Here is a 16,662-nt window from a genome sequence, read left to right on the forward strand (position 1 = left end):
GGACGGAATGACCCAGCGTGTGATCCACCGGCCCGCCCGCGCCACCCGGCCGCTCCCCTCCGCCTCCCCGCGCACCGTAGAGCCACCGCCCAACCTCCCCGAAGGCAAGATCGGCAATGCGGCGACCACGATGCTGCCGATGGCCGGCGTCATGAGCTCGGTCGTGATGATGACCGTGATCCGCAACAGCCAGTTCGCCGCACTCGGTGCCATCGTCTTGATCTTCGCCCTGCTGGGGGCCGTTGCCCTCTTCTGGTCCCAGCGCGGCAAGGCCCAGCGCACACGCCGCACGCAACGGGAACGGTACCTGGAGTACCTGGAAGAGCTCCGCGAGGAGTTCGGGCGACTGGAACGGGAGCGCCGTCAGGGCGCGCGGGTGCTGAACCCGCCGCCAGAGGCGCTGTACGACATCGTGCGGGATCCGGCGCGGCTGTGGGAGCGTCGCCGGCTGGACGAGGATTTCCTCCGGGTGCGGGTGGGCGTCGGCGAGGTTCCGGTGCAGGAGCTGACGGTGGGGCAGCACTCGGGCAGCGTTCTGACCCCGCCGGACCCGTTCATGCTGAACGAGGCCCGTGCGCTGCTGGGCCGCTTCGCCACCGCAACCGACTTTCCGCTCACGGTGCCGCTGGACCGGGCGGGCGATGTGTCGATCGTCGGCGACCGTGACGGCGTACTGCGCGTCGCCCGAGCGCTACTGCTCCAGGCTGCCGTGGCCCACGCACCGGACGACCTCGCCGTGGGTCTCACATTCCCCACGGAGCGGGAGGAGGACTGGTCCTGGGGCAAATGGCTGCCGCACGTGCTGGACACGGACGAGGGCGACGGGCCGGTGGCCGCCCGCCGTATCGCGGCCGGCCTGCCGCAGCTGGCGAAGTTGCTGCCCACGGAGTTGCGGCGCCGTGCCTCGTACGCCGCCGAGGTACGGCGCGGTCTGTCCGACCGGAACGCGCTGCAACTCACCAACCGACTCCTCGTGATCAGCGACGCATACGGGGAGGCGGCCTGTGAGCTGCCGCGCCCGGACGAGGCCGTCGCCCTGCGCGACATGGGCGTCACCGTGCTGCACCTACTGGAGCGGCAAGTCCACGAGCCGGACCAGGTGAGCGTGCGCATCACCGTCGACGGAGAGCGGATCGAGGTCGAAGACCTGCGCACGCCGGAACCTACACGTTCCACAGGCACCGTGGACGCCGTCACGCTCCCGGGTACGGAAGGCCTGGTGCGTGAGCTCGCCCCGCTGAGGCTGTCGGCCACATCCACACGCGAGGGCACCCCCGTGTCCGGGCCAGTGGACTTCCCCGAACTGCTCGGCATCGACGACCCGGCCACCCTGGACCTGGACCGGCTGTGGGCGCCACGAGGCGAGCGGGCCTTCCTGCGCGTGCCGATCGGGCTCAGCGACCGCCACGAGCCCGTGCTCCTCGATGTGAAGGAGTCCTCGGAGCTGGGCATTGGGCCGCACGGGCTGTGTGTGGGGGCCACCGGCTCCGGCAAGAGCGAGCTGCTGCGCACCCTCGTACTCGCCCTCGTCACCACCCACCCGCCCGAGGACCTGGCGCTGGTGCTGGTGGACTACAAGGGCGGCGCGACCTTCGCCCCGTTCGACGATCTGCCGCACGTCGCCGGTGTGATCACGAACCTGGAGAACCAGGCCGGGCTGGTCGAGCGGGTGCACACGAGCCTGGCCGGAGAGGTCAAGCGCCGCCAACAGGTACTCAAAGACGCTGGGAACGTCGCCGACATCGGCCACTACGCGGCGCTGCGCGCGACGCGACGGCCGGAGCTGGAGCCGCTTCCGCATCTGTTCGTGGTCATCGACGAGTTCGGCGAACTGCTCACCGCCAAGCCCGACTTCATCGACCTGTTCCTGTCGATCGGCCGCATCGGCCGGTCGATCGGGGTGCACCTGCTGCTGTCCAGCCAACGCATCGAAGGTGGCAAGCTCAAGGGCCTGGACACCTATCTGTCCTACCGCCTGGGCCTGCGCACCTTCTCCGCCGACGAGAGCCGCACGGTCCTCGACACCACCGACGCATTCCACCTCCCGCCGCTCCCGGGCTTCGGCTACCTCAAGGTCGACACCTCCACCTACGAACGCTTCAAAGCGGGCTACGTCTCCGGCGGCTACCGCGGCCCATCCCTGCGCAAGCCCCAGGACGACGAACCCCTCGCCCTGCCGTACCCGTCCTTCAACACCCATCAAGCCCCGGAGCACGCGGCCGCTCCCGAGCCCGAGAGCACCAAACGGGACACCGGGCCCACCGTGCTGTCGGTGATGGTCGACCAGATGCGCGGAGCAGCGGAGCCGGTACGCCGCATCTGGCTGCCGCCACTGCCGGACACCATCACACTCGACACCGCGGCCGGACCAGTCCAGGCATCGGACCGCGGCCTCCACCTCACCAGCCGCCCAGACCCCATGCGGGTGCCGCTCGGTGTCCTCGACGACCCGGCCAGGCAGTGGCAGGCCCCATGGCTACTGGACCTGACCGTCGCGGGCGGGCACGCGGCCATCATCGGTGGCCCGCAGACTGGAAAAACCACCCTGCTGCGCACCCTCGCCCTGTCCCTCTCCCTGACCCACACCCCCCGCGAGGTCGCCCTCTACGGACTGGACCTGGCCGGCGGAGGGCTCAGCGCCCTCACCGACCTGCCGCACGTGGGCGGCATAGCCGGGCGCGCCGACCATGAACGGGCCACCCGCGCCGTCGCCGAAGTCCGCGCCATGCTGAACGAGCGCGAACAGCTCTTCCGCGAACACGGCATCGACTCCATCGCCCAACTCCGGTCCCTGCGCGCCCAGGGTCGACTATCCGGACTCTCCTCCACCGACATCGTGCTGCTCATCGACGGCTTCGGCGCGCTGCGCGACGAATTCGCCGACCTCGAGGACGCCGTCACCGACCTGCTCAAGCGCGGCAGCGGCTACGGCATCCACGTGGTGGCCGGGATGCTGCGCTGGAACGACGTACGCATCGCCACCCAATCGATGTTCGGCACCCGCGTCGAACTGCGGCTGAACGACCCCGCCGACTCCAGCATCGACCGCAAACTCTCCGAAACCCTCAGCCCCGACACCCCGGGACGAGTCCTGACCGACGCCAAACTCTTCGCCCAGGTCGCCCTGCCCCGCATCGACGCCCACCCGGCAACGGGCGACCTCGTCGCCGCCCTCGAAGAGGCCGCACGCACGGTCCGCGCCACCTGGCACGGCGAACTCGCTGCCCCCGTACGCGTCCTGCCCACCCACCTGCCCTCCACGAAACTCCCCTCGCCCACCGCCGAGCCATCACGGATCCCCATCGGCCTCGACCAGGACGCCCTCGCCCCCGTACACCTGGACCTCTTCGCACACGACCAGCACCTGCTGATCCTCGGCGACAACGAATGCGGCAAGACCAACCTCCTGCGGCTCATCACCCGACAGCTCACCGACCGCTACTCGGACGAGGAACTCGTCTTCGCCGTCTTCGACCCCCGCCGGGGCCTGCGCGGAGTCATCCCCGAGCCCTACCGAGGCGGCTACGCCCACAACGCCACCCTCTCCGCAGCCCTCACCACGGGCATCGCCAAGGAACTCGATAAGCGCCTCCCGGACGAAACGGTCGACCACGACGCACTCGCCGACGAACCCTTCTTCAACGGCCCACGCATCGTCATCCTCGTCGACGACTACGACATCCTCACCACCGCAGGCCAACAACCCCTGGCCGGCTTCCTGCCCTACGTCCCCTCCGCCCAGGACATCGGCCTGCACTTCGTCATCGCCCGCCGCACCGCCGGATCATCCCGAGCCCTGTACGAGCCGCTGCTGACCACTCTGCGCGAAACCGGGACCGCCGCCCTCGTCATGACCGGCGACCGCACCGAGGGCCAGCTCTTCCCCGGCCTCTACGCCTCGGCCCAGCCACCCGGCCGCGGCACCCTCGTCCGCCGCGGCCGCCCCCACCAGCTCATCCAGACCGCCCTCGCCCCCGAGGCCATCCCCGCCACCACCCCGGACGACGCCACGTGACCAAGGACGTCATCGCCCTCACCCCCACCATGCCCGACGTGCCCACCCTGCTGGCCGGGCTCTACGCGGGCGGCCCCGACCTGCGCGTACGCACCGCCGCCGACGGCGCCGTCGTCCAACTCTGCACCCCGGACGGAAGCACCCTCGTCTCCATCGAAACCCCCATCCTCATCCACACCCCCGGCGAACCAGCCCGCCTCCTCGGCACAGGAACCACCACCCCGGACAGCCCCGTCTGGTGGACCGAAGCACGCGCCACCACCGCCATACCCGAGGCCGGACAACTCGCAGGCTCCTTCGCCGGACGCCTCGCCACGGTGCTGAATGGCACCACCTGGCCACCGGAAGCGGCAACCACCGAGGTCATCCCCCTCACCACCGACAACACAGCAACCCCAGCCAACACCACCCCCCACCCAGCCATAGACGTCCTCACCGACACCACAGCGCTCGTCCTCCAGGACCGACCAGTCATCCCCATGACCAGCTGGCTCTCCGACGCCCTGCGCACCGCCATCACCAGCGACCGCGCCCTCCACATCGTCACCCCCAACACCGCCCGCCTCACCCTCCCCACCCGCAACGCCCTGGGGGGACACCCCCACCGCTGGGTCGTCCAAGACCCACACGACGGCTACTACGACGGCCTCTCCGGCGCCGTGCTGCGCTGGCAGAACGGCACCTTCACCCCGGTCAGCACCACATCCCGCACCACGCCCGTCGCACAAGCCTTCACCAACACCACGGACACCGGCGACCGCCAACTCATCCTCGCCCTCCGCACCCACCACCCCGCAGACGAACAACTCATCCTCGGCCGCGCCCTCGAAACCACCTGGCACCACCTCACCGGCACCCCACCCGCCGGATGGAGCACCGCGGAGCCCGTCAACCTGCCCTGGTCCCCCCGCCAACTGACCGACCTCGCCCGCAGGCGCGCGCCCCAGCCCACCTGGCTGATCGCCATCGGGCACCCCGACCGCCCCGCACTCGCCACCATCCGCATCGCCCGCACCCCCGCCGGAGTCGAAGAGGACATCACCCTCTCCCTCGGCTACGGCGAATACGAACCCCCGCCATTGGAAGCGATCCCCAGCCTCGCCGAGGCCCTCACCACTGGGAACCACGGCCTGACCTCGATGCTCACCTCACTGCGCCACGCCCCACGCGACCTCGCCATCCCCCCACACATCACGCCACCCCCCACCCCCATTGCCCTCACCCTCGGCCCCGACACCGTCCACGACATCGGCACCCACCACGCCCAGCACCCACCCCTCAGCCTCACCCCCACCCAACTCGGCCCCGCCTCCCGCCCCGCCCTCCACTACGCCCTTGGCGACGCCACCGACGACCAAACCTGGACCACCCTCAAACACCTCACCCAGCACCTGCGCACGGGAGCCTGACGACCCAACCATTCAGCCCCTCGCCATACGAACCCCGACATGCTCGTGATGAGCGGCGAGGTCCAGCGTACGGCCGGGAACCGGTGTCGGTACGAAGCTTCGGCACCGCTTGACTCAACCCGTACTCAGCAGTGCGGCACGGATCACGGGATCGCGTAACAGCGCGAGAGTTTGGGACTCGTCGGTGAAGATATCTTCGGCGCCGGGGGCGACCGCCTGGTGGAACATGGCGTGGACGACATCGGCGGTCGGCTGCTCCCAGATGGTGGACGCGCATGCCGCCGCATCCTCCTTATCGCCGGTGTCGAAGGCGGCGCGCCAATCGTTCAGTAGGAGTGGGGTGATCCGGTAGGCGTTGCGCCGTCCCCGGACGAGGATTTCCCGGTTGAGACCGAAGACCTTGATCGTCGCGGCGCCCCTGTCGGTGAGGTCGATGTATGCGCCGGCAGCGAGCGAGAGGTGCAGATGCGGAGCGGGATCCTCGCTGCTCGGGTCGACGAGCAGGGGGGTGCCGTCGGCGGCGAGGGGGAAGAGGTCACGTTTGAGGTGGCTGTTGCAAAGGGAGCACGCCAGCAGGTGGTTGTTCCAGTCGAAGGTCCGTAACGGATTGACCCGGACGGGCTCGAAGTGGTCGATGTCCGTGCCCTGGCTGTCCCCGCAGTACATGCACCGCTCCAGTCCCGGCGCCATCTCCGCGAGGACGCCTTTCAGCACGGGGTGTATGTGCCTGCGGACGGACGTCTGCTTCCATAACTGCCTGGCTCGCTGCTTGGGTACGGTCGCCTGCCCGATGTCACCGGTGTAGCCGGCCATGGAAGTCAGCGTCGCCTGTGGGAGTGGCACCCTCGTCACTCGGATCATGAATCGTGCCGTGGGTGACGGGAGTGGAGCCGGGCCGCGATTTCGTCGACGCGGGTGGCTGGTGAACTGGCCAGCTTGCGTTTCAGATGGCGGTACCGGTCCTTTTCCTCTTCGCTGGCCCGGCCTCGCACGACGTCCAGTTCCAGGGCGAGGAGTTCCTCCCGCTTCTGTTCGGCCTGGTCCGAGTAGGGGGTGTCGAGCCCGAACAGGTCCGAGAGTACGGCGTCGTCACCGCTGCCGAAGATGATGCGGTCGTAGAGGTGCTGGGGCACGACCTCGACAGGGCTGTCCTCGTCCGGGCCCGGCAGCCGGATCAGGCCGCCGGGGTCCGCCGCCTGGCAGATGTAGGGGCTGTGCGTGGTGACGATGAACTGGATGTTCGGGAAGTGCGCCTTCAGCCAGCCACCGATGCGCTTCTGCCAGGACACGTGCAGATGGGCGTCGATCTCGTCGATGATGACGACCCCGGAACTCGCGACGTTCGGCGTGCCGCCCGTCGTGTCCAGGACGAGTTCGCCGTAGGCGTCATGGATCTGCTTGAGGATGTCCACGACCAAGGCCGCCACCGTGCGGTAGCCGTCGCTCATCTCCCGCAGCGGGAATCGGTGGTTGCGGTTGACGACCCACAGGCCCTCTGAGTCGACGTTATCGATCCGGTAGTCGTCGGGCAGCAGGTCGTCGCCCAGGATGGCCAGGGCGGCCGCCTTGAGGTCCCGGGCGCCGTCCTTGTCCTCGAACGCGCGCAGGTGCTGCTCGATGAGCCAGCTCACGCCTTCCGCCAGCGACGCGTCCTCGTGGAAGAGGCTCGTCAGTCGGGCGACCGCGCCCGAGCTGGACATCAGCCGCTGGATGTCGCTCGAGCCCCCGGCGAGCCTGCGGAAGGGACCGTACCCCGCGCAGAACCATCCCACCGGATTGTCCGCCCAGGGGCCGCGCTGGGCGACGGGGCGTTCCTTCTGGTAGCCGATGGCGTTCAGCGCCGGCTGTCCGGCCCTGCTGGAACCCGGCTTGCCCGAGAGAGACGTCTGCTCCGCCGCGGTCCAGCGCAGCCCGGCCCAGATCGGCCGGACCGGACGCCGCCCCGTGGTGAACTGGTCCTGCTCCGGGTCATGGACCAGGCACACTTCGGCCTTCGCCACCGTCTCGTCCCGCGAGACCCAGGTGTCGAACCCGGGGACGAGACTGCGGGCCACGGCAGGTCCGCTGATCGTCAAGGCGACCGCGCGCAGCAGGGTCGTCTTCCCCGAGCCGTTACGGCCCGCCAGGACCGTCCAGCCGGCGTATGAGCCGTCGGGCCTGGTCAGGTCCAGGTCGACGTCGCGTGCACCGTGGAACGACCTGATGTTCCGTAGGCGAAGGTTCTTCAGGTACATGTCTCGTCCGCCCGGATCCCGTTCTGAGGTGAGAGCCAGACGACGGCCGGCTCCGTGGTGACTCTAACGCGGCGGCGTTGTGTCGCGTCACCGCAGGTCAGTGGCTGCCCTCCAGAAATGGGCTGCGCGGTCCGGCCCAGGTGATGGAGAGCTGTTCGCGGGCTCTGGTGGCCGCGACGAACAGCAGCGAGCGCTCGCGCTGCAGGTCACGGTCGTGCTGGGTACGGTCCTCGGAGACCGGCGTGACGGCGCCGGGCTGCGGCACGTGATCCGCGCCCACCCCGATGATTGCTACCGCCCGGTACTCCAGGCCCTTGATCCGGTGCATCGTCATCACGTGCACCCCGGAACCGATCGCCGGAGTCTGCCGCGGTTTCACCCTGACGGCCTTGATCCCCGCGTTGTGCAACGCCTCCACCGCCGCGTCCGCGAGCTTGTTGGTCCGGGCGGTGACGACGATCTCGTCCTCCTTCAGCCCTTCGCCCAGCCACTCCTCGACCCGTCCGGCCAGGCCGGTGAGTTCGGCGGCCGTGCTGGGGTATTCGGTCAACTCGGGCTTCGCCCCACCGAGAACGGACCGGTAGCCCCCCAGGTCCTCGGCCGCGTCATCGAGGTCGTCGAAAGTCGCGTCCCCCAGCAGACTCAGCGACGTTCCGAGGATCTGACGGGTCGTGCGGTAGTTCAGGGTCAGCCGCCTGGAGCGCCGCCCCCGCACATTGATGCCGTGGGCGCTCAGCGCGGTCCGGTTGTCGTAGATCCGCTGGTGGGCGTCGCCGACGATGAAAAGGTCGTCCTCGCCGACCGGGACGAGCGCCCGCAGCAGCTTCCAGTGCGCGGCGTGCAGGTCCTGGGCCTCGTCCACGACGATGTGCCGGTACGGGCGGGTCTCGTCGCTCCAGCCCGAGGCGATCCGGGCGGCCTGCGCGGCGAGTTGGGTGACTCCGACCTCACCGGCCGCGTCCAGCCGGTGCTCGAAGGCCTCGATCAGTCCCCACACCTGCGCCCGTTCCGGGCGGTTGAGGCGTCGGCCGCGACCGGCCCGGCTGGCGACGAGGTACTCGTCGCGGCTGCGCACGTCCTGGGCGAGCACGACCTGCTTCCACTCGGCCTCCAGGAAACGCGCGTCCCAGCGGTGCGGCTGCTGCTCCTCGGCCAGGTCCTCCCAGCGCCTGCGGATCTCGTCGTCACCGAGGGATTTGGGGGTCTTCGCGCCGAAGACCTCCTTGGCGATGCCGTAGGCGACCTTGTCGATGTTGCGGACGTCCACCTTCGCGGTGAGCTGGGTGCCGCCGAGGTCCTCCAGCAGCGAGCGCAGCAGTTCGGCGAGCGTGGTGGTGTAGGTGGTGAGCAGGATCGCCTGGCCGGGCGGCAGCCGTTCGGCCAGGGCCTTGACCCGGTGCAGGGCGACGACGGTCTTGCCCGTGCCGGGGCCGCCGGTGACCCGTACCGAGCCCTTGTTGGGGGTCTTGCGCTCGGCCAGGGCGCGCTGGGCCGGGTGCAGGAAGATCCGCCAGGCCGACAGCGGCTCGGACATGATCCGGCCGAATTCGGCGACGTCGCCGGTGACGACGAAGGACTCCTTGGTCGCGGGGCGCTCGTTGGCGGCCTCGTAGTCGTCCGGGTCGATGGTGTCACTGGTCGCGGCGACCGAACTGACGTGCTCCCAGACGTCCTCGACGGTCATGCCGTCGGCGAGGCAGAGGATCACGTCCCTGGCGAGCTTGGGCAGGTGCTCCACGAAGCCGAGTATCGCGTCGATGCTGCGGATCTCCCGCAACGCCGGTACGACCGAGGGGTGCACGCCGAGCCGGTCGAAGTCGGCGTCCGAGACGTGGGCGAAGACGGACGGCTCCTCGGTGGCGGGTGCCTGGGCGGGCTGCCCACTCAGGGTGCCGTGGAGGCTGGCGAGGTTGATCAGCTCGACGCCGCCGGTGACCTTGTTGATGTCGAAGATGATGTGGGACGCGAGGGTGTAGGCGTCGTCGTGCGGCAGCACCGCGACCAGGTAATAGATGCGGTCGGCGTAGTGCATCAGCACCGCGCGGAAGTTGTCGTTGATCCTGGCGGTGCGCACCCGCTTGTCCTCGGCGCCCTTCGGCGGCTTGAGGTTGAGTCCGTTGGCGTCGGGATCGCGCTGCATCTTCATGATGAACTGCAGGACCTGTGCCTGGACCGACCCGTCGAGCTTGTCGTAGTACTTGCCGAAGACGTCCGCCATGACGACCTGGGCCTTGGACATCACACATTCTCCAAACGCTCGGCCAACTCGGCCACATCAACTGTCCCGGTGTGTACGACGTGCCAGCCGGCCTCCGCGAACGCGGCGTCACGGTGCTCGTCCACGTCGAGGAACACCGCCACCCTGGCGTCCGGCCAGGCGAGTTCCGCCTGCTGCGCGACCCTGTCGTCGAGCTCGAAGCCGACCTCCGGGGCGCCGAAGTGACGGGTGCGGGCTTCCCGGCACAGGGCGAAAAGCAGTTCCTCGGCCTGCGAGGAGGCCCACTCGACCGCCTCCGCCCAGGGCTCCGGCAGTTCGTCGGGCAGGCCCGTGGTGGTGGGCAGCGCACCCGCGAGGAGGGCCACCGTGTGCGGGTCGAGCTGCCCGGCCGTGGACATCGCGACCTGGTGGAACGAACGCGGCAGTGCCGAACCCCGGTCGCCCGTCAGCAGCTGCAGCAGATTGGACCACCGCAGCCAGTCGGCCCACCGCGCCCGATGGCCGGGCTCGGCGACCGCCTCGTCGCGGTCGTCCAGCACGGTGAAGGCCGACCAGGCGGACATCCCGGGCTGCCCGGTCGCGGGCTCGGCCCGCCGGTCGAGCAGTCCGATGACGCGCAGCCCGCCCAGGGTGCGGACGTCCATCGCGATGGCGTCGGCGGCGGCCGGGTTGCCGGCGACCGGCAGGAGGCCGCCCGCCAGCACGTCCGGCAGCCGCTCGCCCACCGAACGCCGCTCGATCGGCTGCCGCGTCGCTCCGCCCCCGGCGAAGCCGCTGATCAGCGCCGCCGCCCTGCGGGACCACTTCTCCGCGTCGGGATCGGCGAGCACCGCGAGCAGCGTCTCGACCGGGTTGCGCAGTGCCGGGTCAAGGGTGTCGTCGGGGCGTGGGCCGCCCGTCAGCATCTGGTGGATCTGCCGGGCGGTCCGCAGCGCGCCCTCACCGAGGAGCGGTTCGGCAGGGGTGCGCACCTCGCGGTCGTCCGCGGTCCCCTCCACCGCCGCTTTCCAGGCCATCACGTCCGCGTGCGTGAACTGCCACACCTGCATGCCCTCGGCCCGTAGTGCCTCGCGCTTGGCAGAGTCGTCGGCGATCCGGTTGATGCCGGTGCTGGCGTGGAAGGCGTAGCCGTCGAGGAAGACCGCGATGCGCGTCGATGGCCCGTCGATCCGGGTCAGCAGATAGTCCGGTTCACTGGGCGCGGACGTCAGCTGCCGCACATGGTCCTGGAAGAGCCAGCGGGTGCCGCTGCCGTCTGGGCGGGTGAAGCGCAGCTCGTACTCCATGCCGCGTTCCCCGGCGCGGGGCGTCACCGAGCCGGACTCCGGGCGGCGGCTGCCCCAGTCGACGAGGGTGCGGACGAACTGCTTCTCCAGCTCGCTCTCGGCGAGTTGGTCGATGCGCACCCCGGACAGGGTGTCGACCTGCTCTGTGTCCCAGCCCGTGAGGATCTCGTCCAGGAGCTCCCTGGCGACCCGCAGCGACGCGAAGGGGTGTTCGTTGCTGCTGACGTGCGGCAGCAGGCAGCGGTGGCAGGGGGTGCGCAGGTTCTCCTTGCCGCAGGGGCAGTCCCGCAGGGCGGTCTGGGCGAGGGTGAGCACCCGGTGCAGCACGGTCGCGTCGGCGAGGTGCTCCAGGTAGCCGGTGCCACCCGGCATGGAGTCGTGCAGCACCAGGAAGCGGCGGCGCAGTTCCCGGGTGCCGCCCGGCATGGTCGCGGGTACGACGCGCAGGTGGTCGGGAGCGCCGCCGAAGTGCTTGGTTATGCCCAGCAGCAGCGCGGCCTTGAACGACACCAGCCGGGTCTGCAGTTCCATCGTGGAGACGGGCAGCAGGATCCGCAGCGCCTGCGTCGTCAGCTCGTGCGCGAGGACGAGTCGCTGCATCGACGCCGTCTCGGCGTCGATCCCGTCGTCCTTGTGACTGCACCAGTACGCGTGCCGGGTACCGATCCGCTGGGCGGCCCGGTCCCATGCCTGGGGGTGCACGCCGCGTACGGCCCCGCACTCCAGGCAGGTCTCGAAGCCGGGCACCTGGACGTCGTCGCCGGCGATCTGGTGCTCGGGGCCCGCGGCGGCGGCCGGGCCGAGGTTGAGGGTGCGGATGGTCGCCACCCGGGCGAACTCCACACCGAACGGCAGCTCTCCCACCCGCTTCCAGGCGCGCAGTCCCTGGGGCTGATCCGGGTCGATGTCCACCAGCGTGACGTCGTTGAACCGGCGCCGCTCCCGCTCGTCACGCTCGTCGGTGAGCCGTGCGTCCTCGCGCCGCTCGCGGGCGGTGACCCGTTCGGGCACGAGCACGGTGTGGAGCGCGCCGGGATCGGCGATCTGCGGCGTCAGGCAGCGCGGGCAGGCGGTGAGGTCCAGCCCGGACTCGGCGGTGGCGACGTAGCCGCACTCCGGACACAGCCGCCACTTGGCATAGGCGGTGTCGCCCTCACCGGCGCCCAGATCCAGGCCGTTGACGATGTACTTGTAGCCGTCGGTGTGGAAGGTGTTGCCGGGCGCCAGTTCCAGCAGGCCCATCCGTGAGCCGCGCCCGTACTCGGTCAACTGGTCCTGGAACTCGCCGTCGGCGTCCTTCCACCACAGCGTCGCGTCGAGCAGCGTGGCGTCGTCGTGGAGGGTGTAGTTGGGCAGCAGGCCCAGACGGACCATGGCGTTGACAGAGTTCTCGCCGACCAGGGCGTCCCTGCGCCGGTTGACCGACCTGCGCTCGGCGTAGAGCTGGCGGCGCTGCTCGTCGCGTTCGCGGTCCCCGGAGGCGGTGGACAGGGCGTCGAAGGCCCGGCCGATCTGCCGGGACCGGGAGCGCAGTGCCTCCAGGCGTTTGCGCCATGCGGTGGCGGCCTGGCCGACGGTCTGCTCCAACTCCAGCTGCGCGAACTGCCGCAGGCCCTGCTCGGCCTCGGCCGACATGCCGGGGAAGAGCTGGACGAAGGAGGACGCGAGTTCGGCGTGGCGGGCGTGGGCGACGTCCAGGAAGCGGCGGAACCAGCCGTCCTCGGCGAGCCCTCGGGTGAAGAGGGCGCCGATGCGGTGCGGCATGGGCTCCTCGGGCATCATCGTCCCCCGCCACAGGCTGCGGTCGGCGGCCCGGTCCAGCAGGTACGCCAGGTACTGGCGGCGCAGGATCTCGGAGGCGTCGAGGTAGCAGTCCGGCGGGATGATCCGGCCCGCGAGCATCTGCTCGGGTGCGTGCAGGTAGTACTGGTTGCGGGCACCGCGCGGTACGAAGGTGACGGTGAGCGAGTTGCCGGTGCTGCGGCCGGCACGGCCGATGCGCTGCGCGTAGTTGGCGGGCGCGGGCGGCAGGGAGGCGAGCAGCACGGCGGACAGGTCGCCGATGTCGATGCCGAGTTCGAGGGTGGGCGTGCAGGTCAGCACGTTCGGGTCGAACGGCGAGGGGCGGTTCTTGAAGGCCTGCTCGACCTCCTCCCGGCGGGCTCGGCTGAGTGCGCCCGTGTGCTCGGCGGTGAGGACGTCACCGGGCCGGTCGACCGTGTAGAGACGGCGGTAGTAGTCGTCGCTGTAGTCACGGTCGTCGATGGTGAACCTGCCGCCGCACTGGAAGCGCAGGCAGGGCGTGCCGAGCCAGTCCTCGCGCCGGCCGGGCGGGACGGTCTGCCGCCAGGTGCAGCTGTCGCAGCGGACGCCGTGGTCGTTGACACCCGTTCCGTCGGCCCCTGCTCTGTCCGCCCCGCTGCCGTCGTCAGCAGACGACGGGCCGGTGGCGAGGCTGTGCACCATGATGGTGCGCGGCCTGAGAGCGAAGACGGTCGAGCCACCCTCGGCCGGGTAGGTCGCCAGTACCTCGCGCTGCGCGAGCAGCTTCATGGCCTGTTCGGCGAGGGCGCGGGCCTCGCGTCGCTCGCAGCCGAGGGTGCGGTGCCCCCAGTCGGCGAACCAGGTGTTGTCGCGGGCCAGCGAGTCGAACTCGGATGTGCCGAGGCGCCCGAGGACCGGGAACGTCGGTGCGGCCAGGCCGCGCGGGAACGCGGGCATGCCCGTGGGCCGCCCGCCCCAGATCGGCCAGCGCCGGGCGCCGGCCTGGGCGATGTACTCCTTCAGCCAGGGGTGGAACAGTGCCCCGCGCAGCCGCATCCGCTCCAGCAGTCCGCGCAGGTAGACGACGTACTCGGCGTCGTCGGTGGGGAGGGTGATCTGTCCCGGTAGGCGCTGGTGGGCCTCCCGCAGCAGGGCGGCGACCGTGACGGCTTCGGGGAGGTGTACCTCGGCGGCGGCGGTCCGGGTCAGTTCGAGGGTTCGGCCCAGGCGTGAGCGCAGGCCGAACTCCATCAGCGTCTGGAAGACCATGCGGTCCTGCAGCATGTACGCGCCCGCGTCGCTGAACCCGTCGCCGCTGAGGAGGGTGCGGATCTCCGGGTTGTCGCGCAGGTCGGGCGGCACGATCGAGGCGAGCTTGCTCATCTCGCCCTTCTCGGCCGCCGTCACGACTGCTTCGGCGGCGTCCGTGGCCAGGTCGTGCACGGCGACCGGGGCGCCCGGCCTGAGCTGCTCGGCGAGCAGCCCGCGGAAGGTGAAGCCGAAGCTGCGGTTGGCGATGAACGCGGCCCGGTGGGTGGCGTCCTGGACGGAGTCGGTGAAGACCAGCAGCTTGCGCTCGTCATCGGTCAGGCCACGGTCGGAGAAGAGCTGGGTGGTGGTGACGGAGGCGAGGGTGGCGGTTCCCGCGCCGAGGAAGCGCATGCCGTCGGTCAGGTCGCAGGAGGGGCACTTGTCGCCCGCGTTGGCGGGGACGGGGCCGGCGACGGTGATGACGGGCACGGTGTCGTTGCTCGGCACCGTGCGCAATTCGGCTTCCTCCGCGTGGAGGAACACCGGGGTGTGCTCGCCGGGCCTGGCGCGGATCATCCAGCGGACGGCACGGTTGCCCTGTGCGGAGGCCCGGTAGATCTCCAGTGGCTTGGTCTTGAGCTGCTGCCACTCGAGATCCGTGGACAGCGCCGCCCAGCCGGAGCGCCCGCAGTGACGGCAGTACACGGCGGGGAGGTGGGCGCGGTAGGCCGGGCCGACGGGGCGGACGAACGGGACGGGGCTGTCCGGGGTGAGGGCGGAGGCGCCGTCGCCGGGGGCGTCCGGGTCCGTGTCGGCGTCGGCGGTGCTGTCGACCTCGGCGGACGGGTAGACGGCGAGGTTGGCCGGGTTGGGCCGCGTGTCGCCGGTGGGGCCGTCGTCGTCGAACCAGCGGAAGTGGGGCGTCGGCGTCGCGGCGCGGATCACGCGGCGCACCTCACGGACCCAGAGCTGGGCCTCGACGCGGAGGAAGGGGATGGTGCGGTCGGCGATCGGGTCGTAGGCGCGGGCCGTCGAGACCAGCGCGAGGAGACGGGCGAGGCCGGTCGCGACCAGGTCGATGTCGGTCCGGGCCGCCTCGTCCCAGGCCGCGCCGCCGCCGCGCTTCGCGAACTCGCGGGCGATCTCGGGGACGGTGACGGGAGTGTCGCCCGCGACGTCGAGGAGGGCGCGGATCAGGTTGTGCTGGCGGAGCTTCTCGCCGAGTTGGATCGGGTCGGCGAAGTCCCTGCCCACGACGAGTTCGGCGAGTCGGTGGAGGGCCGACGGGTCGTCGAGGGGGTCGGGGACGGCGGCGAGGGCGGCCGGGGAGGGCACGGGGAGGAGGAAGTCGGGCTCGGCGACGAAGTCGCCGGGCGTCTGGCGGTCCTCCCCGATGAGGGCGGCGTCCGGGAAGGGGGTGCCGAAGACCTTCTCGGCGAATTCGAGGAGCAGTTCGCGGTCGGACTTCTGGGGGCCGTCGGGGGTGGGGGCCGCTTCGGCGGAGGGGGTGTTGCTGGTGGCTGCGGTGCGTCCGACGGCGCCGGTTCCATAGGTTGCGCCCGTTCCGCCGGTTCCGCCGCCGAGGGTGGCGGAGGTGGCGACGGGGGTGATCGTGCCGAGAGGGCGGCCCGGCTCGGCCTTGCCAGTGGCCGCCCCCAGGCGGCGCAACAGCATCGCCACATCGGTGCCCTGGGCGCCGTCGTAGGTGTGGAACTCGTCCAGGACGACGTACGTCAGCCCGCCGTCCTGCCAGAGCGGGACATCGGGGATGCGCTGGAGGAGGAGGTCCAGCATCTTGTAGTTGGTGAGCAGCAGGTCCGGCGGGTTCGCGCGGATGGCCTCGCGGTCGGTGATCAGGCGGCTGTTGGGGGACAGCTGGGCGGGGGTGATGGTGCTCGCGCCGGACTCGCGGGCGTAGGAGCCGGGGGCGTTCTCGTCCTCGTCGTCCGGGGGACGGTTGCCGGAGGCACCGCCGATGTAGATGCCGGCGGTGACAGAGGAGAGGGCGGCGTTCTTGGCGAGAAAGTCGTCGATACGGCGGGCCTGGTCGTCGGCCAGCGCGTTCATCGGGTAGAGCAGCAGCGCCTTGACGCCCTTCACCCCGGCGGCGCGGGCGCGGGCGCAGTGATCGAGGATCGGGACGAGGAAGGACTCGGTCTTTCCGGAGCCGGTTCCGGTGGTGACGATCGTCGGCTCGGGAGCGTGCCCTGACTTGCTGGACAGCCGCTCCCAGGCGGTGGCCTGGTGGGTGTAGGGGCGGAGGTCGGGCGACCAGTCCAGAACCTTCTCCCAACCGCGGGGCGCGTACCGGAAGGGCGTACGGACGCGGAGGTACGGGCCCCGGAAGAGGCGGCTCTCCGGCCGCTCAAGGAACGCCTCGAGCTCCTCGCGGACGTCGTCGTCGGCGAGCGCGAAGCTCGTCGTCAGGTACGCGGCGAGGGCACGGCGCAGATCCTCGGCGGCCAGGGAGGGAAGCATGGCTGGG

6 protein-coding genes are annotated in these 16,662 nt (G+C 70.7%); 2 read left to right on the top strand and 4 right to left on the bottom strand.

Going from position 1 to position 16,662, the window contains the following annotated elements; translation table 11 throughout:
* Positions 1-7 precede the first annotated feature (7 nt).
* Positions 8-4,015 (top strand): type VII secretion protein EccC, encoded by a 4,008-nt coding sequence (locus STRVI_RS12040; RefSeq protein ID WP_014055923.1) that lies wholly within the window; start codon positions 8-10, stop codon positions 4,013-4,015.
* Positions 4,012-5,424 (top strand): DUF6177 family protein, encoded by a 1,413-nt coding sequence (locus STRVI_RS12045; protein ID WP_014055924.1) that lies wholly within the window; start codon positions 4,012-4,014, stop codon positions 5,422-5,424. The genes STRVI_RS12040 and STRVI_RS12045 overlap by 4 nt, the downstream gene beginning before the upstream one ends.
* A 114-nt stretch (positions 5,425-5,538) precedes the next feature.
* Here STRVI_RS12045 and STRVI_RS12050 read toward each other — a convergent pair whose 3' ends face one another.
* From STRVI_RS12050 to STRVI_RS12065, 4 genes are all read right to left on the bottom strand, one after another.
* Complete coding sequence (locus tag STRVI_RS12050) at positions 5,539-6,237, bottom strand: HNH endonuclease (protein WP_251982596.1); 699 nt, start codon at positions 6,235-6,237, stop codon at positions 5,539-5,541.
* Between the two features lie 44 nt (positions 6,238-6,281).
* A complete protein-coding gene (locus tag STRVI_RS12055) occupies positions 6,282-7,658 on the bottom strand; it encodes an AAA family ATPase (protein ID WP_014055926.1) in 1,377 nt (458 codons plus the stop codon).
* A gap of 97 nt (positions 7,659-7,755) precedes the next feature.
* Entirely contained in the window at positions 7,756-9,897 is a 2,142-nt protein-coding gene (locus STRVI_RS12060; RefSeq protein WP_014055927.1) for a UvrD-helicase domain-containing protein, read from the bottom strand.
* Positions 9,897-16,655 (bottom strand): DEAD/DEAH box helicase, encoded by a 6,759-nt coding sequence (locus STRVI_RS12065; protein ID WP_014055928.1) that lies wholly within the window; start codon positions 16,653-16,655, stop codon positions 9,897-9,899. The genes STRVI_RS12060 and STRVI_RS12065 overlap by 1 nt, the downstream gene beginning before the upstream one ends.
* Between the last annotated feature and the right edge of the window lie 7 nt (positions 16,656-16,662).

Source organism: Streptomyces violaceusniger Tu 4113, from assembly GCF_000147815.2.
GTDB classification, from domain to species: Bacteria; Actinomycetota; Actinomycetes; order Streptomycetales; family Streptomycetaceae; genus Streptomyces; species Streptomyces violaceusniger_A.